Origin of the sequence: Nocardia sp. NPDC127526 (assembly GCF_042672265.1) — a bacterium.
In the GTDB taxonomy this organism is placed as follows: Bacteria; Actinomycetota; Actinomycetes; order Mycobacteriales; family Mycobacteriaceae; genus Nocardia.
In genome coordinates this window covers 1-21,781 of record NZ_JBHXVO010000004.1, presented here as the reverse complement: position 1 = coordinate 21,781, position 21,781 = coordinate 1, and the positions used below count along the sequence as shown (strand labels likewise).

Annotated in this window: 22 protein-coding genes; 17 read left to right on the top strand and 5 right to left on the bottom strand. The window is 68.1% G+C overall.

The window, feature by feature from the left end; translation table 11 throughout:
- The first annotated feature begins 142 nt into the window (after positions 1 to 142).
- Entirely contained in the window at positions 143 to 448 is a 306-nt protein-coding gene (locus tag ACFVIV_RS08925; protein WP_379194242.1) for a hypothetical protein, read from the top strand.
- Between the two features lie 39 nt (positions 449 to 487).
- Here ACFVIV_RS08925 and ACFVIV_RS08920 read toward each other — a convergent pair whose 3' ends face one another.
- The gene (locus ACFVIV_RS08920) at positions 488 to 1,381 is read right to left on the bottom strand and encodes a PAC2 family protein (protein ID WP_379194241.1); all 894 of its coding nucleotides are present in this window, start codon (positions 1,379 to 1,381) and stop codon (positions 488 to 490) included.
- Positions 1,382 to 1,554: 173 nt separating this feature from the next.
- Here ACFVIV_RS08920 and metH point away from each other — a divergent pair, with 173 nt between their 5' ends.
- The 5 genes from metH (at position 1,555) to ACFVIV_RS08895 (ending at position 9,125) form a co-directional block, all read left to right on the top strand.
- Positions 1,555 to 5,133, top strand: a complete 3,579-nt coding sequence (metH, locus tag ACFVIV_RS08915) for a methionine synthase (protein ID WP_379194240.1) — start codon at positions 1,555 to 1,557, stop codon at positions 5,131 to 5,133.
- 78 nt (positions 5,134 to 5,211) lie between these two features.
- The gene (locus tag ACFVIV_RS08910) at positions 5,212 to 6,876 is read left to right on the top strand and encodes a serine/threonine-protein kinase (RefSeq protein ID WP_379194239.1); all 1,665 of its coding nucleotides are present in this window, start codon (positions 5,212 to 5,214) and stop codon (positions 6,874 to 6,876) included.
- A gap of 121 nt (positions 6,877 to 6,997) precedes the next feature.
- On the top strand, positions 6,998 to 7,672 hold the full coding sequence (locus tag ACFVIV_RS08905; RefSeq protein WP_379194238.1) for an HAD family hydrolase: 675 nt from the start codon (positions 6,998 to 7,000) through the stop codon (positions 7,670 to 7,672).
- A 156-nt stretch (positions 7,673 to 7,828) separates the two neighbouring features.
- On the top strand, positions 7,829 to 8,857 hold the full coding sequence (locus ACFVIV_RS08900) for an alpha/beta hydrolase (RefSeq protein WP_379194237.1): 1,029 nt from the start codon (positions 7,829 to 7,831) through the stop codon (positions 8,855 to 8,857).
- An 85-nt stretch (positions 8,858 to 8,942) separates the two neighbouring features.
- Positions 8,943 to 9,125 (top strand): hypothetical protein, encoded by a 183-nt coding sequence (locus ACFVIV_RS08895; RefSeq protein WP_379194236.1) that lies wholly within the window; start codon positions 8,943 to 8,945, stop codon positions 9,123 to 9,125.
- A gap of 10 nt (positions 9,126 to 9,135) precedes the next feature.
- Here ACFVIV_RS08895 and ACFVIV_RS08890 read toward each other — a convergent pair whose 3' ends face one another.
- Entirely contained in the window at positions 9,136 to 9,288 is a 153-nt protein-coding gene (locus ACFVIV_RS08890; protein ID WP_379194235.1) for a hypothetical protein, read from the bottom strand.
- Positions 9,289 to 9,426: 138 nt separating this feature from the next.
- Between ACFVIV_RS08890 and ACFVIV_RS08885 the strand changes: the two genes are divergently transcribed.
- From ACFVIV_RS08885 to ACFVIV_RS08870, 4 genes are all read left to right on the top strand, one after another.
- On the top strand, positions 9,427 to 10,404 hold the full coding sequence (locus tag ACFVIV_RS08885) for a GlxA family transcriptional regulator (protein ID WP_379194234.1): 978 nt from the start codon (positions 9,427 to 9,429) through the stop codon (positions 10,402 to 10,404).
- A 102-nt stretch (positions 10,405 to 10,506) separates the two neighbouring features.
- The gene (locus ACFVIV_RS08880; protein ID WP_379194233.1) at positions 10,507 to 10,872 is read left to right on the top strand and encodes an alpha/beta fold hydrolase; all 366 of its coding nucleotides are present in this window, start codon (positions 10,507 to 10,509) and stop codon (positions 10,870 to 10,872) included.
- A gap of 38 nt (positions 10,873 to 10,910) precedes the next feature.
- The gene (locus tag ACFVIV_RS08875) at positions 10,911 to 11,876 is read left to right on the top strand and encodes an alpha/beta hydrolase (protein WP_379194232.1); all 966 of its coding nucleotides are present in this window, start codon (positions 10,911 to 10,913) and stop codon (positions 11,874 to 11,876) included.
- A 30-nt stretch (positions 11,877 to 11,906) separates the two neighbouring features.
- Complete coding sequence (locus ACFVIV_RS08870) at positions 11,907 to 12,575, top strand: alpha/beta fold hydrolase (RefSeq protein WP_379194231.1); 669 nt, start codon at positions 11,907 to 11,909, stop codon at positions 12,573 to 12,575.
- Here the strand turns inward: ACFVIV_RS08870 and ACFVIV_RS08865 are convergent.
- A complete protein-coding gene (locus tag ACFVIV_RS08865; protein WP_379194915.1) occupies positions 12,521 to 13,033 on the bottom strand; it encodes a DinB family protein in 513 nt (170 codons plus the stop codon). The two genes, ACFVIV_RS08870 and ACFVIV_RS08865, sit on opposite strands and share 55 nt — an antisense overlap.
- A 101-nt stretch (positions 13,034 to 13,134) precedes the next feature.
- On the opposite strand from ACFVIV_RS08865, the gene ACFVIV_RS08860 reads away from it, so the two are divergent.
- A complete protein-coding gene (locus tag ACFVIV_RS08860; protein WP_379194230.1) occupies positions 13,135 to 13,497 on the top strand; it encodes an MmcQ/YjbR family DNA-binding protein in 363 nt (120 codons plus the stop codon).
- Between the two features lie 2 nt (positions 13,498 to 13,499).
- On the opposite strand, the gene ACFVIV_RS08855 is transcribed toward ACFVIV_RS08860, so the two are convergent.
- Together ACFVIV_RS08855 and ACFVIV_RS08850 are read right to left on the bottom strand one after the other, a co-directional pair.
- The gene (locus ACFVIV_RS08855) at positions 13,500 to 14,426 is read right to left on the bottom strand and encodes a toprim domain-containing protein (protein ID WP_379194229.1); all 927 of its coding nucleotides are present in this window, start codon (positions 14,424 to 14,426) and stop codon (positions 13,500 to 13,502) included.
- 121 nt (positions 14,427 to 14,547) lie between these two features.
- Complete coding sequence (locus ACFVIV_RS08850; RefSeq protein WP_379194228.1) at positions 14,548 to 15,933, bottom strand: NAD(P)/FAD-dependent oxidoreductase; 1,386 nt, start codon at positions 15,931 to 15,933, stop codon at positions 14,548 to 14,550.
- A gap of 268 nt (positions 15,934 to 16,201) precedes the next feature.
- Here ACFVIV_RS08850 and ACFVIV_RS08845 point away from each other — a divergent pair, with 268 nt between their 5' ends.
- The 6 genes from ACFVIV_RS08845 (at position 16,202) to hisG (ending at position 21,735) form a co-directional block, all read left to right on the top strand.
- Positions 16,202 to 17,029 (top strand): arpA protein, encoded by an 828-nt coding sequence (locus tag ACFVIV_RS08845; RefSeq protein WP_379194227.1) that lies wholly within the window; start codon positions 16,202 to 16,204, stop codon positions 17,027 to 17,029.
- Positions 17,030 to 17,041: 12 nt separating this feature from the next.
- A complete protein-coding gene (locus tag ACFVIV_RS08840) occupies positions 17,042 to 17,866 on the top strand; it encodes a class I SAM-dependent methyltransferase (RefSeq protein WP_379194226.1) in 825 nt (274 codons plus the stop codon).
- On the top strand, positions 17,863 to 19,665 hold the full coding sequence (locus tag ACFVIV_RS08835; protein ID WP_379194225.1) for a choline/carnitine O-acyltransferase: 1,803 nt from the start codon (positions 17,863 to 17,865) through the stop codon (positions 19,663 to 19,665). Before ACFVIV_RS08840 ends, ACFVIV_RS08835 begins: the two co-directional genes overlap by 4 nt.
- Before the next feature lie 64 nt (positions 19,666 to 19,729).
- Positions 19,730 to 20,311, top strand: coding sequence for a TerD family protein (locus ACFVIV_RS08830; protein ID WP_379194224.1), 582 nt, complete (start codon positions 19,730 to 19,732; stop codon positions 20,309 to 20,311).
- Positions 20,312 to 20,511: 200 nt separating this feature from the next.
- Entirely contained in the window at positions 20,512 to 20,775 is a 264-nt protein-coding gene (locus ACFVIV_RS08825) for a phosphoribosyl-ATP diphosphatase (RefSeq protein ID WP_029923562.1), read from the top strand.
- A gap of 108 nt (positions 20,776 to 20,883) precedes the next feature.
- Positions 20,884 to 21,735, top strand: coding sequence for an ATP phosphoribosyltransferase (hisG, locus tag ACFVIV_RS08820; protein ID WP_379194223.1), 852 nt, complete (start codon positions 20,884 to 20,886; stop codon positions 21,733 to 21,735).
- Positions 21,736 to 21,781 lie beyond the last annotated feature (46 nt).

The following is a 21,781-nucleotide window of genomic DNA, read 5'->3' as shown; positions in this document are numbered from 1 at the left end:
ATCTCACCAGTTAACGCTGGATGGACCCGGATAGGGCACGTGGATGTCAGTGGGTTGACATCTGCAATTGCATCTTCGAGAACGCCATGCTCGATGTGGGCACACGACAAGAACAGCGATCCCCAATCCAACGGAGGTTCGGGTGGAAGCGTTGATCTATGGGTACGTGCGTGACGATCTGGCCGACGGCCGCAGTGACGAGCTGGAAGACGCGATGACCAGCCTGGCCCAATCAGCCGGACTCTGCTTCGCCGCCACGTTCCATGAATCGACCCCCGGCGATGGCACGGCGTTTGCCGAGCTGACCGCCGAACTCAAGCGTGCCGATGCCCACCATGTGGTGGTTCCGTCGCTCGATCACCTTGCCGGCCAGACGATTCCGCGCGATATTCTGATCGCGAAGCTGGCCCAGGAAGCGGAGGCGCAGGTCTGGGCCGTGGAGCACTGAGCCCGGCGCCGCCGCCGAAATCCGGTCCGGGACAAGCGGCTACAGCCCGAAACCACCCCGGCCGCGCCGGCGCAGATACTTCTCGAATTCCGCGGCGATGGCATCACCGTCGATCTTGGACATGGCCTCGTTGAGGTCCACCTCGGCATCGCCGCGCTCTTCGAGCGAGCGCACGTACTCGGCGATCTCCTCATCGCCGGTGGTCATCTCATTGACCGCGGACTCCCACTCCTCGGCCTGCTCGGGCAGACCGCCGAGCGGCACCTCGACATCGAGGACGTCCTCGACGCGGTGCAGCAGCGCGATGACCGCCTTCGGGTTCGGCGGCTGTGACACATAGTGCGGAACCGCGGCCCAGAAGGAGATGGCCGGCACACCCGCGCGCACGCAGGCGTCCTGCAGCACGCCGGTAATACCGGTCGGCCCCTCGTAGCGGGTCTGCTCCAGGTTGAAGCGCTCGGCGGCTTCCTTGCTGTACGCGGTGCCGGTGACGGGAACCGGACGGGTATGCGGGGTATCGGCCAGTAAAGCGCCGAGGATCACCACCGTCGTCACATCCAGCTGCTCCACGAACTCCAGCAGGTCATTGCAGAAGCTGCGCCACCGCATATTCGGCTCCACGCCGCGCAGCAGCACCACGTCCCGGTCGCTGCCGGGCGGCGAGCACACCGAGAGCATGGTCGACGGCCAGTGGATTTCGCGCGTCACCCCGTCCACCTGACGGACGGTGGGCCGGTTCACCTGATAGTCGTAGTAGTCCTCGGAATCGAGTTCCGCCAGCGGCTGCGCGTCCCAGATCAGTTCCAGATGCTCGACCGCTCCACTGGCGGCATCGGCGGCGTCGTTCCAGCCTTCGAAGGCGGCAACGAGTATCGGATCCCGCAATGTGGGAAGGTCCGATTCGGGTGGCACCGGGGGTTCACTGGCGTTCACCCGGTCAGCCTACGGTGTGGTGTTCACCTATGTGCCATCGACGCACTGTCTTTGTTCGGCCCCGGGCCACCCTCCGCGGATTCTGTGCAGATTGTCTTGCCCGGGGTAGGGCGCAGGTGACTCTGCCAGTACCGAGGCCGGGATTGTCCGCGCTTCCCTTTACTCTTGAGTACATGTCTGTGTCCCCCCGCGCCGAGTTCGACACCACCCTTCTCGACACGCTCAATCGGCGTGTCGTCATCGGCGACGGTGCGATGGGCACCATGCTGCAGGCCGCGGATCTGACGCTCGACGATTTCCTCGGGCTCGAGGGCTGTAATGAGATCCTCAATGAAACCCGTCCCGACGTGCTGCGCAGCATTCACCGCGCGTACTTCGAGGCGGGTGCGGACGCGGTCGAGACCAATACGTTCGGGTGCAATCTGCCCAACCTGGCCGATTACGACATTGCGGACCGGATTCGGGATCTGTCCGAGCGCGGCACCCGGCTCGCGCGTGAGGTCGCCGATGAGATGGGACCGTCCGCGGACGGGACTCCTCGGTATGTGCTGGGGTCCATGGGGCCGGGCACCAAGCTGCCGACCCTCGGCCATGCGCCGTATGCCTCGCTGCGCGATGCCTACTCCGAGGCGGCGCTGGGCATGCTCGACGGCGGCGCGGACGCGATCCTGATCGAGACCTGCCAGGACCTGTTGCAGGTGAAGGCCGCGGTCACCGGCAGCCATCGGGCCATGGAGATCGCCGGGCGCCGGATTCCGATCATTACGCACGTGACGATGGAGACCACCGGCACCATGCTGGTCGGCTCCGAGATCGGGGCGGCGCTCACCGCGCTGGAGAAGCTCGGCATCGACATGATCGGCCTGAACTGCGCGACCGGTCCGGACGAGATGAGCGAGCATCTGCGGCACCTGTCCAAGCACGCGCAGCTGCCGGTGTCGGTGATGCCGAACGCCGGTCTGCCGATCCTCGGGGCGAAGGGTGCGGAATACCCGCTGACGCCGGAGGAGCTGGCGGTCGCCATGCGGCAGTTCGTCTCCGAGTTCGGGCTGGCGCTGGTCGGCGGCTGCTGCGGCACCACGCCCGAGCACATCCGGCAGGTCGCCGAGGCGGTGCGCGAAGTCACTCCCGCGCAACGCAATCCGGTGCACGAGCCGAGCGTGTCCTCGATCTACTCCGCGGTGCCGTTCGAGCAGGACGCCTCCATCCTGATGATCGGCGAGCGCACGAACGCCAACGGCTCCAAGGCTTTCCGTGAGGCCATGCTGGCCGAGGACTGGCAGAAGTGCCTGGATATCGCCAAGGATCAGATCCGCGACGGCGCGCACATGCTCGACCTGTGCGTCGACTACGTCGGCCGCGACGGCGTGCGCGATATGGAGCAGCTGGCCTCGCGGCTGGCCACGGCCTCCACGCTGCCGATCATGCTGGACTCCACCGAAACCCCGGTACTGCAAGCCGGTCTGGAGCACCTCGGCGGGCGCTGCGCCATCAACTCGGTGAACTTCGAGGACGGCGACGGTCCGGACTCGCGGTACCAGCAGACCATGCGCCTGGTCGCCGAACACGGTGCGGCCGTGGTGGCCCTGACCATCGACGAAGAGGGTCAGGCGCGCACGGCGGAGAAGAAGGTCGAGATCGCCGAGCGCCTGATTGCCGATATCACCGGCAATTACGGGCTCGACGAGTCCGACATCATTATCGACACGTTGACCTTCACCCTGGGCACCGGCCAGGAGGAGTCGCGCCGCGACGGCATCGAAACCATCGAGGCCATCCGGGAACTCAAGCGGCGGCATCCGAATGTGCAGACCACGCTGGGTCTTTCGAATATCTCCTTCGGCCTGAACGCCGCCGCGCGGCAGGTGCTGAACTCGGTGTTCATGCACGAGTGCGTGGAAGCGGGCCTGGATTCGGCCATTGTGCACGCCTCCAAGATCCTGCCCATGAGCCGGATTCCGGAGGAGCAGCGCGATACCGCCCTGGATCTGGTCTACGACCGGCGCGCCGAGGACTACGACCCGCTGCAGAAGCTCATGTCGCTGTTCGAGGGCGTCTCGGCGGCCTCGTCGAAGGCCTCGCGCGCCGAGGAGCTGGCCGCGCTGCCGCTGTTCGAGCGGCTGGAGCGCCGCATTGTCGACGGTGACCGTAACGGGCTGGGCGAGGACCTCGATGAGGCCATGAAAGAGGTTCCGCCGCTTCGGATCATCAATGAAACGCTGCTGTCCGGTATGAAGACTGTCGGTGAGCTGTTCGGCTCGGGTCAGATGCAGCTGCCCTTCGTGCTGCAGTCCGCGGAGGTCATGAAGACCGCTGTGGCGCATCTGGAACCGCACATGGAATCCACCGACGATTCCGGCAAGGGCCGCATCGTGCTCGCCACCGTCAAGGGCGATGTGCACGACATCGGCAAGAACCTGGTCGACATCATCCTGTCCAATAATGGCTACGAGGTCGTGAACCTCGGTATCAAGCAACCGATTTCGGCCATCCTGGACGCGGCGGTGGACAAGAAGGCCGATGTCATCGGCATGTCCGGGCTGCTGGTGAAGTCCACCGTGGTCATGAAGGAGAACCTCGAGGAGATGAACACGCGCGGCGTCGCCGAGCAGTTCCCCGTTCTCCTCGGCGGTGCGGCGCTGACCCGCGCGTACGTGGAGCAGGACCTCACCGAGGTCTACGAGGGCGACGTGCGGTATGCCCGCGACGCCTTCGAGGGCCTGCGGCTCATGGACGAGCTCATGACCGTCAAGCGCGGCGGCGGCATCGATCCCGACTCGCCCGAGGCCGTGGCCGAACGTGAGAAGGCCGCCGAACGTAAGGCCAGGCATGAGCGCTCCAAGCGCATTGCCGAGGAGCGGCGCGCCAAGGAGGTGCCGGTCGAGGTGCCCGCGCGCTCGGACGTGGCCGCGGACCTGCCGGTGCCGGCGCCGCCGTTCTGGGGGACCCGCATCGTGAAGGGCCTGTCGGTCGGCGAGTACTCCGGGCTGCTCGACGAGCGCGCCCTGTTCCTGGGTCAGTGGGGCCTGCGCGGCCAGCGCGGCGGCGACGGGCCCAGCTATGAGGAACTTGTCGAGACCGAAGGCCGCCCGCGCCTGCGATACTGGTTGGACCGGCTCATCGCCGAGGGTGTGCTCCAGCATGCCGCGGTGGTGTACGGCTACTTCCCGGCGGTCTCCGAGGGCGACGATGTGATTGTTCTCACCGAGCCGAAACCCGATGCGCCAGAGCGCTATCGGTTCACCTTCCCGCGCCAGCAGCGGGACCGGTTCCTGTGCATCGCCGATTTCATTCGCTCCCGCGAACGCGCAGTCGAAACCGGTCAGGTGGATGTGCTGCCGTTCCAGCTGGTCACCATGGGCCAGCCCATTGCCGATTTCGCCAATGTGCTGTTCGCGGAGAACAATTACCGCGACTACCTCGAGGTGCACGGCATCGGCGTCCAGCTCACCGAGGCGCTGGCCGAGTTCTGGCATCGCCGGATCCGCGAAGAGCTTGTGCTGGAAGGCCATTCCGTCGCCGACGACGATCCGGCCGATGTACTGGATTACTTCAAACTCGGATACCGTGGCGCACGGTACTCCTTCGGTTACGGCGCCTGCCCGGACCTCGAGGATCGCGCGAAACTTGTTGACCTGCTCGAGGCGGGTCGGATCGGAGTCGTTCTGTCGGAGGAGCTGCAGCTGCATCCGGAGCAGTCCACGGATGCGTTCGTACTCTTGCATCCGGAAGCAAAGTACTTCAACGCTTAAGATTTTCACGAGGTTTCCGGGCTTTCGCGCAGAGTTGCAGGGTGGCTCGGCGAAAGCCAGCAGGAGGGGCACGACCACATGACTTCAGACCGGCTGATTGCGGGGCGGTACCGACTAACGGATCCGATCGGCACGGGGGCGATGGGGGTCGTGTGGCGCGCGACCGACGTTCGATTGCGGCGCACGGTCGCGGTGAAACAGCTGCTGCTCGCACCGGGGCTGTCCCGGTCGGCGGCCATCGAGGCCAAACTCCGCGCGATGCGGGAGGGGCGCATCGCCGCGCGGCTGCACCACCCCAATGCCGTCACCGTGTTCGATGTGGCGGAGGAGGACGGCCAGCCCTGGCTGGTCATGGAATTCGTCGACGCCGTGAGCCTGGCGGCGCTCATGCGGGAGAAGGGGCATCTCGATCCCGCGCAGGTGGCGCGCATCGGGGCCAAGGTGGCGGCGGCGCTGGCCGCGGCGCACAAGGCCGGGATCGTGCACCGGGATGTGAAACCCGCGAATATCCTTGTGGCCGATGACGGGACGGTGAAGATCACCGACTTCGGCATCTCGCGCGCGGTCGGCGATGTGACGGTCACCTCGACCGGATTCCTCGCGGGCACACCGGCGTATCTGTCGCCGGAGGTGGCGCGCGGAGAGAACCCGGAATCGCCGTCGGATGTGTTCGCGCTGGGCTCCACGCTGTACGCGGCGGTGGAAGGCATGCCGCCCTTCGGTGAGGGCGACAATCCTTTGGCCGTATTGCATTCCGTGGCGCGGGCGCAGGTGCCCGAGCCGCGCAATGCGGGCGCGCTGGGGCCGGTGCTGAAGGAGCTGCTGGCCGCGGAGGCGGGGGACCGGCCCACCATGGTGCAGGCCGCCGAGCGCCTGGAGGCCGTGGCGGACGGGCGGGCCGTCGCGCCGCACCAGCCGACCAGGGTGCTGCCGGTGAATGCCGAAGCGGCGGTGGACAGTTCGTCGGCCACGACGGTGCTGCCCGGTGGTCGCGGCGGCGCGCCGAACAATGCCACCGATCCGACGATGCACATCGACCGGAGCACCCGGGTGGATGCGCGGGCGACCGCGCCGGACCGGCCCGCGCCCATGGTGCCGTTCGGCACGAACAATGGTGGGGCGGAACAGAATCGGCGGCGGCTCGCGCTCATCGCGGTGGGCGTCGCGGGCGCGGTGCTGCTGGTCGTGGTCATTGCGACGGCCTTCAACCGGGGCGGCGGTGGCGGGGAGACGCCGCCGATCGCCACGGGGACCAGCGCCGTCGCGCCGCCGGTGGAGCCCGGCACCGAGGGGACCTCGCCGCAGGCGATTCCGCCCGTGGACAGCGGCCAGCCGACCAAGACGGTGCCGTCCACCCAGGCGCCGACCACGACCACCACCGCGCCGCCGACCACGACGACCACCACCACGACGACAACGGCTCCGCCGACCACCACGCCGCAGCCCGCCTCGGTGGCCTCGTTCATTCAGAGCTACTACGGCATGCTGCCGGGCAATGTGAACGGTGCGTGGAGCATGCTGTCGCCGTCGTATCAGGCGTCCACCGGCGGTTTCAACTCCTATTCGCAGTTCTGGAGCAGCATCGCCTCGGTCAGTGTCGGCAGCGTCACGCAGACCGGTGACAACCGGGCGGTGGTGAACCTGACCTACACGCTGAAGAACGGTCAGGTCTCCAGCGAAAGCCGCTGGATCCAGGTCGACTCGTCCACCGGCCGGCTGCTCATCACGGCCTCCGGGCTGTAGCCGGACGGCATCGCGGGGCGCTCGGAGCCATCCGGGCGCCCTTCGCGCATGATCATCCGTCCGCACGGACCGATACCCTGGGAATCGGTCTTGATGCGGACGTGGAAGGAGCTGTGCCCCGGTGACTCGCTTGGAAGCGGTGTTGTGGGATATGGACGGGACACTGCTCGACTCGGAGAAGATCTGGGACATAGCGGTTCGCGAACTGGCGGTCGAGCTGGGCCGTCCGATGAGCGATGAGATCCGGCACGCGCTCATCGGCGCCTCGGGGCCGAACGCGCTGCGGATCATGTTCAACGGCCTCGGCCTGGACCCCACCCCGGCGGCGCTGACCGAGGCGGGGCACTGGCTCGAGCGCCGGGTGACCGAGTTGTTCCACGGGCCGATTCCGTGGCGGCCGGGCGCGAAGGACGCGCTGGCGGCCGTGCGCGCGGCCGGGATTCCCATGGCGCTGGTCACCAATACCAAGCGCTCCCTCACCGAATACGGCCTCGACACGCTGGGCCGCGAATTCTTCGACGTCTCGGTGTGCGGGGACGAGGTCGCGCACGGCAAGCCCGATCCGGCGGTATATTTGCGTGCGGCCGAACTGCTCGGCGTCCGCGCGGAAAACGCTGTGGCCATCGAGGATTCGCCCACGGGCGCGCTGGCCGCCGAGGCCGCCGGCTGCGCGCTGCTGGTGATCCCCTGCGAGATCTCGGTGCCCGAGGCGCCCGGCCGCGTCTTCCGGGAAACCCTGGTCGGCTTGACCGTTCCCGAACTGCACGGCCTGCTCCTGGAGCGCCGCGCGTCCTGATCGGGATGATCCGGGCATCGGCCGGAGTTTCTCACTGGGCACCACCTGTTGCCGGTGTTACGCTCGGCAGCCGGTCGGTTGCCGTTGTCGCAGGTCGAGAAGGGAATTCAGCTGATGCTCGCCGCAGGCCGGTGTCGTATCCGTTGGCGCGGGGCCGTGCTGGTCCGTTGGCGCGGGGCCGTGCTGGCCGCCATGCTGCTGCTGGCCGGGTCGGCCATTATGACCGGGGCCGCCGGTCCCGCTCGGGCACAACCACATCGGATCGATTTCGTCATCGACTCCGAGATGGGGCCGGTCACCAGCCGGGTCTTCCGCGCCGCCGACGGCAGCACCGGGCGGGTGGTCTACGCGCTGCACGGGATGGAATCGATCGACAATGGCAAGGGCTGGGACACCGACACCGATCTGGTGCGGATTCTCACCGGCGCGAATATCAATGTCGTTGTGCCGCAGAACGGCCGGACGAGCTTCTTCACCGATTGGAAGGCGCCGAGCACGCCCGGTCTGGGCTGCTTCTCCCAGATCCTGCCCGATGCCGGTTCGGCGGACGGCGCGCAATCACTGTCCGCCGAAACGAATTCCGCGGTGCAGGAGCGGGCCTACAAATGGGAGACGGTCCTCACCCGCGACCTGCCCAACGCCTTGCAGCAGCGCTTCGGCCTGAGCCCGGTCGGCAATGCGGTCATCGGCGTCTCGATGGGCGGTCTGGCCGCCTTGAACCTCGCCGCCCACCATCCCGGCCAATTCGACTACGCCGCATCGCTTTCCGGATTCCCGCACATCTCGACCCTGGGCATGCCCGAGGCCATGCGCCTCGCGGTGGCGGCGAAGGGCTCGCTCAATATCGACTGCATGTGGGGACCGCCCTGGCATGCGCTGTGGCGGCGCAACGACCCGTACGAGATGGCGGCCGCCTACATCGTCGCGAATACCCGCCTCTACATCGCCTCCGGCACAGGCAATCTGGGGCCGTCGGAGCAATCGCCCGACGGTGACACGGCTTTCGGCGCATTCCTGGAATCGGCCGCCTACTCCAATACCAAGGCGTTCGAGGAGAAGCTCGGTGCGATGAACTACGGCAATGTCGTCTACGACTACTGGGATCCGGGCATCCACTCCTGGCCGTATTGGCGCGATCACACGAAATCTCTGACCGATGACCTGATCGCCCATCTCGCACCGTAAGGTCAGGGTAGGCGGAGTTGGCCGGACGCCATTCGGATCCGGCAACCCGGCGCAGTCCCGGGAAGGGCTCCCAATGACCGGCCTGATGCACGAACACAGTGAATTCGAAGAGGCCCGCGCGGCCGAAAAAGCAGCCTGTGCCAGGCAGAATGCCCTGGCCGCCCGGACCGTGGCGGGCCATTCCCTCGATGCCGAGGACTGCGACCACCTGCTGCGCATGCTCGGTCTCGACGCGGCCGCGGGGCTCGACGCCGCCGGGGTGGACTGACCGCGGGCGATCACCCGCGGTGATCCGCCCAGGCCGCCGGCAGCGCGTGGCAGGAGATCTCGGCGATCTCCGCCAGCCGCTCCCGCGGGGTATCGAGGCGGCTCAATTGAATCAAGCCCTGGGCGACCACCACGATATTGGCGCTGAGGGCGGACAGGGCCACTCGTCGACGGTGGTCTCGCGGGCCGCCATGGCCGGGCGTAGCCGCTCGGCCACCCCGTCCTCCATGGCCGCCGTGGCGCGGTTGGCCAGGATGGGAACCTCCGGGATCCGGGCGCCCAGTTCGGCAATGCTGTTGATCATGAGGCAGCCGCGCCGGTCGGGTTGGGCGGCGCAATCATCGATCACGGCCTGGAACAGCGCGCGCATGGCGGCGCGCGCGGATCCGGGCGCGGCGAGGGCGGTGCTGGTCTCCTGGGATGGCAAGAGCGTGCAGACCTCGATCGGGGTGCGGGTGGAGGTGGCCGGGAAGGCGTCGGAGGCGGGGCGGTTCGACACCGTCTTGATTCCGGGCAGTGAGCTGCCGCCGGCGAAGTTCGTGACGCCGGAGGTGCTGGCGGCCGCGCGGCACCTGTCGTGGAATACCCGGCGGCTGGCCGCGATCTGCAGCGGGGCCTTCGTGCTGGCGCAGCTCGGCCTGTTCGACGGGCGGCGGGCCACCACGCACTGGAAGGTCGCCGCCGATCTGGCGCGCGGGTTTCCGGAGATCACGGTGGAATCGGATGCCATCTTCGTGCGGGACGGGAATCTGTACAGCTCGGCCGGGGTGGCGGCGGGCGTGGACCTGGCGCTGGCCATGGTCGAGGAGGATCACGGGGCCGATGTCGCGCGGATCGTGGCGCAGCTGCTGGTGGTGTACATGCAGCGCGCGGGCGGGCAGTCGCAGTTCTCGGCCTCGCTGACCGGGCCCGCGCCGCGCAGCCCGCTGCTGCGGTCGGTGGTGGATCTGATCTGCGCCGATCCGGCGTATCCGCACACGGTGCAGTCGCTGGCCGAGCACGCGCGGGTCAGCCCGCGGCATCTGACCCGGCTGTTCCGGGCGGAGCTGGAGCGATCGCCCGCCGAATACGTCGCCTTCATTCGATTCGGCACGGCGCGGGACATGCTGCACGCCGGATGCGGTGTGACCGAGGCGGCCATGGCGGCCGGGTTCGGGAGCAGTGAGGCGCTGCGCCGGGCATTCGTTGCGCGGCTGGGCATTTCGCCGCGCAAGTATCAGCAGCGATTCCGGTCCACCGGAACGGCGTCGGTGCCGGCCATGGCGGCGGCCGTGTCCTGATCGGAGGTTTTCGCGGCCGGTGAGGCGGGGCGCGAACACGGGCGCCGCGGCGAGACTGAATGCGGCCGATCGGCCACTCGCAGTGTCGCAGAAAGGAACCCGATGCCGGACGTCGAAACTCCCGCCATCGTGCTCGTGCACGGCGCCTTCGCCGATGCCGCCGGCTGGGCTCCGATCACCGAATTGCCGCTCGGCCAAGGATTCCGGGTATTCGCGCCGCCGGTGTACAACCCGCTGTCGGCCGCGGCCTTCACCGAGCCCGCGGCGGTCGCGGCGTGGAAGACCAAGCCCGCCTGGGGGATCGTGTCCAGCGCCGACCGCACCATCAATCCCGATGTCGAGCGATTCGGGTACATGCGCGCCGGGCTGCGGCGCGTCGTCGAGATCGACGCACCGCATCTGGTGATGCGGTCCCATCCGGCCGAGGTCGCTGCCGTCATCACGGCTGCCGCCGCCGAATTGTCCTGAACAGCACTGTTTTTCACACCCTTCGAGAAAGGCATGTCATGACCGGAAATCCGCTGGGAATCTCGCTCGAGCCCGCCGCGCAGGCCTTCGTCGACGCGACCTCCGAACCGCCGTTCCTGTACCAGCTCGCGCCGGAGGAAGGGCGCAAGGCGGTCGACGGGGTGCAGGACGCGCCGATCTTCAAGCCGGAGATCGACGAAACGTGGATCACCGTCGACGGCGGCCCGACCGGGTCGGTGCGGGTTCGCATCGTCAAGCCGCAGGGCGCGGAGGGCGCGCTGCCGGTAATCGTCTACACCCACGGCGCGGGCTGGGTTTTCGGTGACGCGCACACCCACGACCGGCTGGTGCGCGACCTCGCCGTCGGTGCGCACGCGGCCGTCGTGTTCCCCGAGTACGACCGGTCGCCGGAGGTGCGCTACCCGGTCGCGAACGAGCAGTCCTACCGGGTTGCCCAGTGGGTCACCACCAATGGCGCCGAGCAGGGCCTGGACTCCTCGCGCATTGCCGTGGCCGGTGATTCGGTGGGCGGCAATATGGCCATCGCGCTGACGCTCATGGCCAAGGAGCGCGGCGACGTGTCCTTCGTGCAACAGGTGCTGTTCTATCCGGTGACCGACGCCAATTTCTACACCGGCAGCTATCGGGAGTTCGCCGAGGGCTACTTCCTGACCCGCGACGGCATGAAGTGGTTCTGGGACCAGTACACGACCAGTGCCGAAGAGCGGGAACTGATTACGGTCTCGCCGCTGCGCGCCACCACCGATCAGCTGACCGGTCTGCCCCCGGCGCTGGTCATCACCGCCGAGGCCGACGTGCTGCGCGACGAAGGCGAGGCGTACGCGGTCAAGCTGCGCGAAGCGGGCGTGCCCGTCGCCCAGGTGCGCTACCAGGCCATCGTCCACGACTTCGTCATGGTCAACGCCCTGCACGACACCAATGCCGCCAAGGCCGCTGTCGCCCAAGCGGTCTCGACGCTGCGCTCGGCCCTCTACCCGGCCTGATCTCCCGACTTCGACCATCAAGGATTGTTCATGACCTCCGAAACCCCCACCATCGTCCTGGTGCACGGCGCCTTCGCCGACTCCTCCAGCTGGAACGGCGTCATCGCCAACCTGCGCGCCCGCGGCTATTCCGTCCTCGCCGCCGCCAACCCGCTGCGCGGCCTGGACTCCGACGCCGCCTACGTGGCCGCCGTCCTGGACAGCGTCGACGGCCCGTGCGTCCTGGTCGGCCACTCCTACGGCGGCAGCGTCATCACCGTCGCCGCCGAGAACCGCCCCGACGTCACCGCCCTGGTCTACATCGCCGCCTTCATCCCCGACACCGGCGAGAGCGCCTTCCAGCTCCGCCCTGTCCGCCCTCCAGCAGGGCGCCACCGCCACCGCCTGGCGCACCATCCCCGCCTCCGCCCTGCTCACCACCGACGACAAGAACATCCCCCTGGAAGCCCAGCGCTTCATGGCCGCCCGCGCCTCGGCGCACACCGTCGAAATCCCCGCCTCCCACGCGGTTTCCGTCTCCGAGCCGGACGCCGTCACCGACCTGATCGTGCTGGCGGCCACGAAGTAACCCCTGCGGTCGAGCCCGCGCGGCGTCCCGGACCGGACCCGCGCGGGCTCGTCCGTTTCAGTGACTCTCCGCCTACCTACCTCCGGCGCAACAGCACCCCGCGAACGAATGCCGCCTGCCCGGAATGCTGAATGTCATCATCGACAACACTGATCAGCCGAACCCCCAGCGTCACAGGCGGATCCCACCGAGTGTCCACAACCCGCGGCAGATCCGAATCCACCAGCCCCGCAACGTATCCCACAGTCTGCTCGTGCACCGCATCGAAGTACCCCAACAACAACTCTGCCGACACCCCCGCCAACGCCCCCACCTCCCCGGCCGCCTGCCCATACCCCGTAACCGCCTCATCGAACGGCAACTCGAACCGCTTCGCCCACCCCTGCGCCGTCCACACCTGCTCGAGCCCGGCCACATCGGCGACGTGGTCATCCTGCACCCGAGTCAAATGCCAGATCAACCAAGCAATCGAGTTCGCCCCCGGCTCCAGCTGAACCCCCAACTCCTCCGTACTCAGCCCCTCGACAGCCCCATACACATTCTCCCGAACCCGCCCGAACGCATCGATCAACAACTCAGCGCTAGTCATACCCTCATGCAATCACCTCCCCCCGGCCACGTATTCCACCCCACGCCCACCGCTTCCCATTCCTCCAAGCAATCCCCGCCCCACCGATCTAACCTGCGACCATGCCCACCCCCTTGGCGCACGTCCGCACCCTGTGCACCGCCCTCCCCGAAGTAACCGAACGCCTCAGCCACGGCGAACCCACCTGGTTCATCCGCACCAAGAAATCCTTCGTCATGTACGCCGACCACCACCACGACACCCGCCTGGCCCTCTGGTGCGCCGCCCCACCGGGCGTCCAGGAAGAACTGGTCGCCGCAAACCCCGACCACTACTTCCGCCCACCCTACGTAGGCCACCGCGGCTGGCTCGGCGTCTACCTGGATATCCCGGTCGACTGGACCGAAATCGCCGAGATCATCGAGGACGCCTACCGTATGGTCGCCCCCAAAGTATTGATCGCCCAACTGGATTCCCGCCCGTGACCCTATGACGCCGGGTGGGAGTTGAAGTGGGCGTCGAGGATTGGGACGGGGTCCAGGTCGGAGATGTTGTGGCCGGCGTTGATGTGGTCGGTGAGGTCTTTGCCGTCTCGGGCTTGGAGGATGCGGAGGTGGGGGATCAGGGGGGTGAGGGATTGGGCTACCCGGGTGGCGTGGCGGTAGCCGGGGGCGTCTCGGTCGGCGATTATGAGGGCTCGGGGGGCGCCTGCGAGCCAGGTGGCGTGGTCGGGGTGCCAGGCTTGGGCGCCGCCGGCGTTGCAGGTGGCGGTCAGGCCGGCGTGGGTGGCTGTCAGGACGTCGGCTTCGCCTTCGCAGATGTAGATGTCGCGGGAGTGGTGGATGGCGGCGAGGACTTCGGGTAGGTGGAAGGGGAGGCGGGGGAAACCGCCTGGGCGCCAGCCGGATCGGGTGGGGTGTTCTTGCCAGAAGGATTTCTTGTGGCCGTGGCGGTGAGGGGTGTGGACGCGGATTATGCGGCCGGCGGGGCGGCCGTCGGGCCAGCGGTAGATGTAGACGGCTCGGCGGCGGGGGCGGCCGGTGCGGGGGCCGAGGTCTGGTTTGTGGGCTTCGAGGGAGAGACCGGCGGTGAGGATCGCTCGGTCGGCCAGGGATAGGTCGGGGCGGGAGGAGGGGCGGCGGGGGAGGGTGGGGGTGCGGGGGTGGTCGAAGAGGTCGCGGATGTGCAGGCCCAGGCGGTCGAGGACGGCTTCGTCGGGGCAGCCGGCGAAGCATTTCACGACGGTGCGGTGGCGGGTGTGGTTGTAGACGACGCCGAGGGAGGGGTGGTGGGGGCGGCCGTCGGCTTCGTGGACGGGGCAGAGGTAGGTGGTCCAGGCGCTGCCGCGGCGGCCGGGGCCGGAGACGCGGGTGAGGGCGCTGGTGATGGTGTCGAAGGAGCGGTTCGAATCCATGGTGCTGTCCTCTCCATTCCGGTGTACCCGGATTGACGAGGATTGGAAACGGCGCGAACCGCCCTGGCGGACAACGAAAACGACACGGTTTCCCGGTGTGCTTGCAGCTGGTTTTTCGAGGTCAGCGGCCGGAGAGGAGGTTGGCCAGGCGGGCGATGCGGGAGGTGCGGGGGAGATCGGATTCGCGGTGGTCGGCGGCGCGGTAGAGGGAGTACATGAGCTGGACGCCCAGCCAGCGCAGGGGTTCGGGCTCCCAGCGGCGGACGTGCCAATCGACCCAGGGCAGGGTGGTGAGGTCGGTGTCGTGACGGAGCAGCAGGTCGCGCAGGGTGCGGCCGGCGAGGTTGGCGGCGGCCACGCCGTGACCGGTGTAGCCGCCCGCGTAGCCGAGGCCGGTGGTGTGGTCGAGGATCACGGTCGAGCACCAGTCGCGGGGGACGGCCAGGACGCCGGACCAGGCGTGGGTGAGCGGGATTTCGGCGGTGGCGGGGAACAGGTCGGCCAGCGTGGCGCGCAGGACGTCGATGGTCCACTGCTGGGTGCGGCCGGCGGCATCGATGCGGCTGCCGTAGCGGTACGGTTTGCCGCGGCCGCCGAAGGCGATGCGGCCGTCGGCGGTGCGCTGGGCGTACATGTAGTAGTGGGCGAAGTCGCCGAGGAGTTCGGCTCCGGCCCAATCGATTTCACGCCAGACGTGGTCGGGCAGGGGGTCGGTGACGATCATGGAGCTGTTCATGGGCAGCCAGTCGCGGTGGTGCGCCGGGAAGGCGGCGGTGAAACCTTCGGTGGCGCGCACCACGTAGTCGGCGGTCACGGTGCCGCGGGCGGTGATGGCGGCCGCGGAGTGGAAGGCGGTGCGCGGGCGGATGGCGTCCACCGTGGTGTTCTCGTAGATGGGCACGCCCAGCGCGCGGACCGTATCGGCCAGTCCGCGTACGAGTTTCGCGGGCTGCACCCGGGCGCAGTGCGGTGTGAACAGTGCGCCCGTCGCCCCGGCGACGCGGATCCGCTCCCCGGGTGCGAGCTCGCACAGATCCTCCTCGCTCCACCCCCATTGCCGCGCGTGTTCGAGGGTGTCGGTCAGCCGTCCCTGCTGGGCGGCATTGCGCGCCACCGTGATCTGCCCGCTCTGCACCAAGTCCGCGTCGATGCCCTCCGCGTCCGCGACACGCACGATCTCGTCGACGGTGTCGAACATGGCCCGCTGCAACCGCACCGCGGCGTCCCGGCCGCGCGTGCGGGCGTACGTTTCGGCCGAGCCGGCTATTTCCCCGACAACCCAGCCGCCATTGCGACCGGACGCCCCGTATCCGGCGAACTCCCGCTCCAGGATCACGATCCGCAGATCCGGCTGCGCCTGCTTCAAGTAGTAGGCCGTCCACAGCCCGGTGTACCCGGCCCCGACAATGCACACATCGGCCTGGGCGTGCCCGCTGAGCGGCGCGCCCGGCTCGACCGGGCCCGTCTCGCGGAACCAATACGACACCGAACCATTGACGAATGACATGAACAGCATCCTGAGCTATCGCGGAGCAGACGGCATCCCGAGGTGAATGCCCGATTCGAGCCAAGCGGGTGGAAGCTCATGGCACAAGACTGCGCTCGCCAATTGTGTCACATGTAATCTCTTGGCACACAGGAAAAGTGAGTATCCACAATCGCGCATCATCCCGGGCGTGTCGCCGGAATTTATGGCCAGAATGGTCGGCATGGTTACGACAGGGGGTTGGGCAGACGCGTGCGATGCCAGGGGAACGGGCAACTCGGTGCCCGGCGTGGATACCGCGCGTTATCCGCTCGATGCCCCCGGCAGTGAACAGTGGGCAGCGGCGGTCGAGGCGGCGCGCGCGGAACTGGCCGCCGACGGTTGCTGCGTGCTGCGCGGTTTCATCCGGCCCGAGGACCTCACCACCCTGCGCACCGAGGGCGTCGAACTGGCCCCACACGCGTACTACACGGTCGAGCAGGTCAACGCCTACAACATCCCGCTCGACACCGACCTGCCCGCCGATCATCCCGGCCGCATCGTGCTGCACCGCGGAAACGCCTTCGTCGCAAGGGATCTGATCCCGCGCGAGGCGCTCATCCACCGCCTGTACACCGATCCCCGCTTCCAGCGCTTCGTCGCCGAGTGCTTCGGCCTCGACCAACTGCACGAGTACACCGACCCGCTGGCCGGCCTGTGCCTCAATGTCGTGGCCCCCGGCATGTCCCACCCCTGGCATTTCGACACCAACGAGTTCACCGTCAGCATGCTCACCCAGGAACCCGAATCCGGCGGCGTCTTCGAATACTGCCCCAATATTCGCTCCCGCACCGCCGAGCGGCTCGAGGATGTGCGCGCGGTCCTCACCGGCCATGCCGAGCGGCTCATCCGCCGGCTCGAGCTACGCCCCGGCGACCTGCAACTGTTCCAGGGTCGTTTCTCCCTGCACCGCGTCGCTCCCGTCAGCGGTGCGGTGCAACGCCATTCGGCCATCTTCGCCTACAGCGACACCCCCGGCGTGGTCGGCACCGCCGAGCGCACCCGCCAACTGTTCGGCCGCGTACTGCCGGACCATCTCGCCGCGAGCGGCGTCCGCGGCGACCGATTGCTCGACTGAAAGAGGACCAGCGTGCCGGTTTCCTTGCACAGCACCGGAAAAGCGTCATTCGACGACATCTACGATCGGCCCGACCCGCGCGAGTACTACGCGCGCATGTCCGAACTCGACTACCGGATTCCGGAGCTGGCCAAACCGCACTTCGAGCAACTCCTCGCCGACCACCGCGCCGGCACCGGCATCGCCGCGCCCACCGTCCTCGACCTCGGCTGCTCCTACGGCGTGAACGCGGCCCTGCTGCGCCTGGACATGACCATGGCCGAACTGGCCACGCACTATCGTGACTGCGGCACAGGCGATCTCGTGGAACACGATCGGAAGCTGCTGGCCGCCCGCGACCGCCTGCCCGGCGTCCGCTTCATCGGCATGGACTCCTCCGCCCCGGCCCTCGACTACGCCCGCACCGCCGGCTTCCTGCACGCCACCGTGCACGCCGACCTGGAGACCGCCGACCCCACCGAGACCCAGCGCCGCACGCTCGCCACCGCCGACCTGGTCATCTCCACCGGCTGCGTCGGCTACATCACCGACCGCACTCTGCTGCGCGTGGCCGGGGCGCACGGTGGGAAACTGCCGTGGATGGCGCATTTCGTCCTGCGCATGTTCTCCTTCGAACCCATTGCCGCGCGCCTGGCCGCCCTCGGCTACCGTACCGAGCGCGCCCCCGGTGCGTTCCGGCAGCGCCGCTTCGCCTCTCCCGATGAACAGGCCCAGGTCCTGCAAACCCTGGAGGCCGCCGGCATCGACCCCGCCGGCCTCGAATCCGACGGCTGGCTCTACGCCCAGCTCTATCTGTCCCGGCCGAATCTATCCACCGACCACGAGGACCACCCTTGAGCGAACGGACCTTCGCCCACGACGAGCAGCTGCCGCGAGTGCCGCTGCCCACCCTGGAGGAGAGCTGCACGCGTTTCCTGCACTGGTGCGCGCCACTGCTGACCAGCGCCGAATACGCCGACACCGCGGCGACCGTCGCGGATCTGCTGCGCCCCGACAGCCCGGCGCGCACCCTGCACGCCGATCTGCAGCGCTTCGACGCCGAGCCCGGCGTGGGCAGCTGGCTGGACGAGTTCTGGCCGTCGCGGTATCTGGGGCGGCGCGATCGAATCGCATTGAACGCCAACTTCTTCTTCCTGTTCCGCGATGACACCGTGCTGGCCGCGTCCACCACCGCCGATCAGGCCGAGCGCGCCGCGGCCATCGTGACCGCGGCGGTCGATTACAAGCTGCGCCTGGACAAGGAAGAGATTCCGCCGGTCACCCAGCGCGGGCAGCGGCTGAACATGGCGCAGAACAAGTTCCTGTTCTCCGAGACCCGGATTCCGGGTGATCCGCAGGACACCGTGCGCGTGCCCTACAGCGCGGAATGGCCCGGACCGTCCCAGGCGCGGCACATCGTCGTCTTCTACCGCGGCAATATGTTCCGCATGGACGCCATCGGCCCGAACGGCGTGCCGCATACGCACGAGGATCTCACCGACGGCCTGCGCTCGGTCATGAAGGCGGGCGCGCGGCGGGCGGCGACCAGTTCCTCGCCCGGGCATCTCACCACCCTGGCCCGCGTCGACTGGGCCCCGGTGTACGCCGAGTTGCGCGCCACGAATGCCGCCGCCCTCGACACCATCGAGACCGCCCTGTTCTGTATCTGCCTGGAGGACTTCGCTCCCCGCGATACCCTGCACGCCTGCGATCAACTGCTGCACGGCGACAGCGGCAACCGCTGGTTCGACAAGGCGGTCTCCTTCATCGTCTTCGCCGACGGCCGCGCGGGCATCAATGTCGAGCACTGCGGACTGGACGGCACCACCATCCTGTCCTTCGTCGACGTGCTGCTGGAGTCCCCGGTCGCCGAGCACGCCGCGCAATCCGGCGCGCAACCGCAGGGCCTGCCCGCCACCGAGCCGATCGAGTTCACCCTCGACGCCGAGCAGAAGTCGACCGTGGCCTCCGCCGCCGCGTCCTTCGCCCAGTACGCGGCCGAGAACGCCACCAGCGCGGTCTCTTTCGACTTCGGCACCGGCCGCATCAAGAAGCTCGGGATCTCCCCCGACGCCTTCGCGCAGCTGAGTTATCAGCTCGCCCACAAGCGCAGCAAGGGCCTGACGGGCGCCACCTACGAATCCATCGCCACCCGGCAATACCGCAACGGCCGCACCGAGGCCATGCGCGTGGTGACGCCGGAGATCCTGGACTTCGTCGCCGTCATGGCCGATCCCGAGGCCGATGCCGACCGCAAACGCGCCGCCGTGCAGGCCGCCGCCGCGGCGCACGTGCAGCGCGCCCAGGAATGCCAGCGCGGCGAGGCGCCCGAACAGCATTTGTGGGAACTGCAACTCATCCAGCGCCGCCGCGGCGCGCAACTGCACGCGGACGGTCCCATGGCGTTCTACGACAGCCCCGGCTGGCGCATCGCGCGCGACGACTATCTGAGCACCAGCTCCGCGCCCTCGGTCAATATCGAGTACTTCGGTTTCGGATCGACCAGTCAGCGATGCATCGGTGTCGCCTACGTGCTGCTGCCCGACCGGTGGAATCTCTACCTCGCCACGCCGAAATCGGTTGCGGAGCAAATGCACGGCTTCGCCGAGCAGCTGCGCGGCGCGGTGGCCGAACTGGCGGAACTGCTGGCAGTGTGATCGAAACCATCCGTTAAAACTTTGCACCCCACCGCGATCCGCAAACGCCGGTAGTGTGGCAGGCGTGATTACGCTTCGGAAAGAAGACGGCGCAGCGGATCTCGGTGGGATCACCAAGATGAGTGTGGGCGTCAGCTGGGACCCGTCCTCCGGTGCGAGCGGCGGGGTGCTGGGTCTGGCCCGCCGCAAGAAGGGCGTCGACCTGGATCTGATCGCCATCCTCATGCAGGGCACCGAGCCGGTGCGCTTCGCCGGGCTCGACTCCCTCGATCCGCTCGGCAACGGTTCGGTCGTGCACACCGGCGACGAGCAGACCGGCGCGGCCTCCGGTGACGACGAGACCGTGCACGTGACCTTCGGCAATGTGCCGCAGGCCATCGACGCCATCATCTTCGTGGCGGCCGCCTTCAAGAAGGGCTCCAGCTTCGAGAAGGCCAACAACATCTCCTTCAAGATCTACGACGCCACCGGCGGCAGCACCCAGCAGGTCGCCGACATCTGGCCGTCCCTGCTCGGCGCCGACAATGCCAATGCCATCGCCCGCGCCTTCCGCACCGGACCCAACTGGCAGCTCGAGGTCCTCGACCGCAAGGGCAAGATCAAACAGGGCGATATGCAGGCCCTGTTGCGCTTCGCCATGGCGTAGCCGTTTCCCACAGCAGAGAGAGACCGCCCGGCCACATGAACTGTGGCCGGGCGGTTGGCTGTGTGGGGCGGAGGGGCAGGCCACCGTGGCCGGGGCGATGTGGTCGAAGGGGAGGGCAGACCCGGGCAATGTGGTCGAGCGGTTCGCGCAGACCGGGCGAATTGCAGGGTGTTCGCGGTCATCTGCGAGAATGTCTTCCCGTGAAATCTTTCGAAGCCCTGTTCGCCGAGCTGCAGGATCGTGCCGTCAATCGTCCGGAAGGTTCCGGCACCGTCGCCGCCCTGGACGCCGGCGTGCATGCGCAGGGCAAGAAGGTACTGGAGGAAGCCGGCGAGGTGTGGCTCGCCGCCGAGCACGAGAGCGATGAATCCCTCGCGGAGGAGATCTCCCAGCTCTTGTATTGGGTGCAGGTTCTGATGGTGGGCCGCGGACTGCGGCTCGAGGACGTTTACCGACATCTGTGACGCGCCGGTTCTTCGGCCACCGCGCCGGCAGCGCCGCCAGCGTGGTGCGACCGAATCCCTCGCGACCACCGACCGATCGTCCTCCGACCCGTCCCGAAAGGACACCCTATGCTTCGCGTCGCCGTCCCCAATAAGGGCGCACTCTCCGAATCCGCCGTCGCCATCCTGTCCGAAGCGGGCTACCGCAAGCGCACCGATTCCCGCGAGCTGAGCGTGCTCGACCCGGCCAACCAGGTCGAGTTCTACTTCTTGCGCCCCAAAGACATTGCCATCTACGTCGGCTCCGGCGAACTGGATCTCGGCATTACCGGCCGCGATCTCGCCCTCGATTCCGGGGCGCCCGTCCAGGAACGCCTGGCGCTCGGCTTCGGCCGCTCCACCTTCCGCTACGCCGCCCCCGCCGGCCGCGACTGGAAGGTCGAGGACCTCTACGACAAGCGCATCGCCACCTCCTACCCCAACCTGGTGCTGGCCGATCTGCAGAAGCGCGGCATCGAGGCCGAGGTCATCCGCCTCGACGGCGCCGTGGAGATCTCCATTCAGCTCGGCGTGGCCGACGCCATCGCCGATGTGGTCGGCTCCGGCCGCACCCTGCGCCAGCACAGCCTCGTCGCCTTCGGGGACACCCTCTGCGATTCCGAGGGCGTACTCATCGAGGCCAAGGGCGCCGACCAGCGCGACAAGGCCCGCAACCAGCTCGTGGCCCGCATCCAGGGCGTGGTCTTCGCCCAGCAGTACCTGATGCTGGACTACGACTGCCCGAAGGAGTTGCTCGACGCCGCGGTCCGCATCACCCCGGGCCTGGAGTCGCCGACCGTCTCCCCGCTCACCGATCCGGACTGGGTCGCCGTGCGCGCGCTGGTGCCGCGCAAGAACGGCAACGAGCTCATGGATCAGCTCGCGGAACTGGGTGCGAAGGCCATCCTGGCGACCGACATCCGGTCCTGCCGCGCCTTCTGAATCGAGTCCATACGCGATCGCGCCCGCTGCGGAGGAAAACGCAGCG

Excerpts from the sequence above, each read along its gene's own strand:
- ACFVIV_RS08885 (WP_379194234.1), top strand. The coding sequence starts at position 9,427 with ATGAGGCAGCCGCGCCGGTCGGGTTGGGCGGCGCAATCATCGATCACG.
- ACFVIV_RS08870 (WP_379194231.1), top strand. The coding sequence starts at position 11,907 with ATGACCTCCGAAACCCCCACCATCGTCCTGGTGCACGGCGCCTTCGCC.
- ACFVIV_RS08895 (WP_379194236.1), top strand. The coding sequence starts at position 8,943 with ATGCACGAACACAGTGAATTCGAAGAGGCCCGCGCGGCCGAAAAAGCA.
- ACFVIV_RS08875 (WP_379194232.1), top strand. The coding sequence starts at position 10,911 with ATGACCGGAAATCCGCTGGGAATCTCGCTCGAGCCCGCCGCGCAGGCC.
- hisG (WP_379194223.1), top strand. The coding sequence starts at position 20,884 with ATGCTTCGCGTCGCCGTCCCCAATAAGGGCGCACTCTCCGAATCCGCC.
- ACFVIV_RS08880 (WP_379194233.1), top strand. The coding sequence starts at position 10,507 with ATGCCGGACGTCGAAACTCCCGCCATCGTGCTCGTGCACGGCGCCTTC.
- ACFVIV_RS08855 (WP_379194229.1), bottom strand. The coding sequence starts at position 14,426 with ATGGATTCGAACCGCTCCTTCGACACCATCACCAGCGCCCTCACCCGC.
- ACFVIV_RS08850 (WP_379194228.1), bottom strand. The coding sequence starts at position 15,933 with ATGTCATTCGTCAATGGTTCGGTGTCGTATTGGTTCCGCGAGACGGGC.
- ACFVIV_RS08910 (WP_379194239.1), top strand. The coding sequence starts at position 5,212 with ATGACTTCAGACCGGCTGATTGCGGGGCGGTACCGACTAACGGATCCG.
- ACFVIV_RS08865 (WP_379194915.1), bottom strand. The coding sequence starts at position 13,033 with ATGACTAGCGCTGAGTTGTTGATCGATGCGTTCGGGCGGGTTCGGGAG.
- metH (WP_379194240.1), top strand. The coding sequence starts at position 1,555 with ATGTCTGTGTCCCCCCGCGCCGAGTTCGACACCACCCTTCTCGACACG.
- ACFVIV_RS08860 (WP_379194230.1), top strand. The coding sequence starts at position 13,135 with ATGCCCACCCCCTTGGCGCACGTCCGCACCCTGTGCACCGCCCTCCCC.